We start from the raw sequence: 2,291 nt of genomic DNA on the forward strand, positions 1-2,291 counted from the left end.
GTTCTTCGAACCGCTGATGCTGACACCCATCGAGCTTGTCGCCTGGCTGCGGCTCACCGAGAGCGTGGGCCCGGCAGCGGCGCGGCGGCTGCTGGCCATGGCCGGCAGCCCGCAGGCTGTCTTCGAACTCCCCGCCGTCGCCCTGGACCAGGCGCTGCCGGGCAAACAGCGCGAGGGCTTCAACAAGCCCCCTGACCATCTCGACGAATTGATCGACAAGGCCCAGGCATGGTTGGCCGAACCCGGCCATGACCTGCTCGTTCTCGGCGATGCCGACTACCCACCCCGCCTGCTGGCCACGGCCGACCCACCGCTGCTGCTGTGGCTGCAGGGCCGGCGCGAACTGCTGGGCGCGCCGTCCATCGCCATCGTCGGCAGCCGCAACCCGACCGCCCAGGGGGGCGACAACGCGCGCGCCTTCGCCCGGGCGCTGGCACGCGGTGGCTACACCATCGTCTCGGGCCTGGCCCTGGGCGTGGACGCCGCCGCGCATGAGGGCGCCCTGGACGCCGACGGCGCCACCATCGCCGTCGTCGGCACCGGGCTGGACCAGGTCTACCCGCGCCGCAACGAGAAGCTGGCGGCGCGGCTACTGGCCGGCGGCGGCCTCATCGTCAGCGAGTACTCACTGGGCACCCCGGTGCTGCCGGCCAACTTTCCGCGCCGCAACCGCATCATTGCCGGCCTGGCCCAGGGCTGCCTGGTCGTCGAGGCCGCCGTGCAGTCGGGCTCGCTGATCACGGCCCGGCAGGCCGTCGAGGCGGGCCGCGAGGTGTTCGCCATCCCCGGCTCCATCCATTCACCCCAGGCCCGCGGCTGCCATGCGCTGATCCGCCAGGGCGCCAAGCTGGTCGAGTCGGCCCAGGACGTGCTGGAGGAACTGCCGCCGCTGGGCAAGCTGTGCGTGACGCCCGAGCCTGCCGAGACGCCTCACGAGCAGCAGGCGCTGCTGGACGCCATGGGCTTCGATCCGGTCAGCCTGGATGCCCTGATGGCCCGCTGCGGCTGGCCGGCGGCCGAGCTCAGCGCCGCCCTGCTGGAGTTGGAGCTCGACGGCCACATCGCCCGCCTGGCGGGCCAGCTCTTCCAGCGCCGACGGCAGGGATGAGGGCAGGCTGGGCAGCAGAGACAGCGAGCTTAACCGCGGATATCAGAGCCTGATCCGAGGGGTTATTCGCGTCCGGAGTGCGCCAGACCCTGGGCTATCATCCCCTCACGATGTTCGATGTCCTGGTTTATCTCTACGAGACCTATTGGCGCCCGGACGCCTGCCCCGATCACGCGCAACTCGCGCGAAAACTGACGGCGGTGGGCTTCGAGAACGACGAAATCCAGGAGGCCCTCTCCTGGCTGGACGGTCTGGCCGCGTCCGGGGAGTCCTACCAGGGCGAGCAGAGCGAACACGCGATGCGCGTGTATTCGCCCGCGGAGATGGAGCACCTGGGCGAGGAGTCGATCAGCTTCGTCAGCTTCCTCGAGTCGGCCGGCGTGCTGCCCGGCCCGATGCGCGAGATGGTCATCGACCGCGCCATGGCCATCTCCGGTAACCCGATGGACCTGGAAGACCTGAAGATCATCGTGCTGATGGTGTTCTGGAGCCTGGGCGAAGAGCCCGATGCGCTGATCCTGGACGAGCTGTTCGTTGCCCCCGAGGATCGGTTGATCCACTGAACCCGCTGATGCACCAAGAACAAAGGACGCCGCGGCGTCCTTTTTCAATTCCTGAATCAGTTGGGGTCAGAGCAGCGCGCTACGCGCGCAGGTCTGACCCGCAAATCATTTGAGCAATTGCCCGGGATCGGCATCCAGCTTGGCCAGCGCCTTGCGCGTGGCCTGCACGGTCAGCGCTTCGTCCTGGGCAGGCAGCAGCAGGCCTGCCTGCAGGAAGGCGGCCATGCGGTTCAGCGAGAACAGCACGCCGCGGCCCTTGGGCGTGACGAACAGCGCCAGCTGCCTGCGCAGGCCGCGCCAGGCCAGCTGCACCTGCTCGTTGCGGCCGCGGTAGTCGAGCATGAACCAGCCGCCGACCTGCAGCTCGCGCGCCCAGGCCACCATGGCCGGCGTCGGCGCGGAGCCACCCTCGGCGACGACCTCCATGCCCTCGGATTCGTGGCCGGACAGGTCGCGCACCAGCATCTCGTCGACATGGCTGTCGCCGCCTTCGATGTCCTCGGGCAGCATGGCTTCCAGTGTCTCGAGCTGGTCCATCAGCTCGTCCAGGCGCTCGCGCGGGATGGCGGCCGTCTTGGCCGTGAAAGCGGCGGCCAATGCGTTGTTGAGCTGGCGCACAT

The 2,291-nt window shown here is 69.1% G+C and carries 3 protein-coding genes; 2 read left to right on the top strand and 1 reads right to left on the bottom strand.

The features are described 5' to 3' along the window. Positions 1-16: 16 nt before the first annotated feature. Positions 17-1,108, top strand: a complete 1,092-nt coding sequence (gene dprA / locus AC1DU6_RS28030; protein ID WP_056205228.1) for a DNA-processing protein DprA — start codon at positions 17-19, stop codon at positions 1,106-1,108. Positions 1,109-1,218: 110 nt separating this feature from the next. After that, on the top strand, positions 1,219-1,671 hold the full coding sequence (locus AC1DU6_RS28035; protein WP_056205310.1) for a Smg family protein: 453 nt from the start codon (positions 1,219-1,221) through the stop codon (positions 1,669-1,671). Between the two features lie 105 nt (positions 1,672-1,776). Here the strand turns inward: AC1DU6_RS28035 and AC1DU6_RS28040 are convergent. Then, positions 1,777-2,291 (bottom strand): DUF1631 family protein (locus AC1DU6_RS28040; protein WP_477861126.1); only part of this gene is annotated, 515 nt, incomplete at its 5' end.

This window comes from Roseateles sp. P5_B10, from assembly GCF_056400485.1.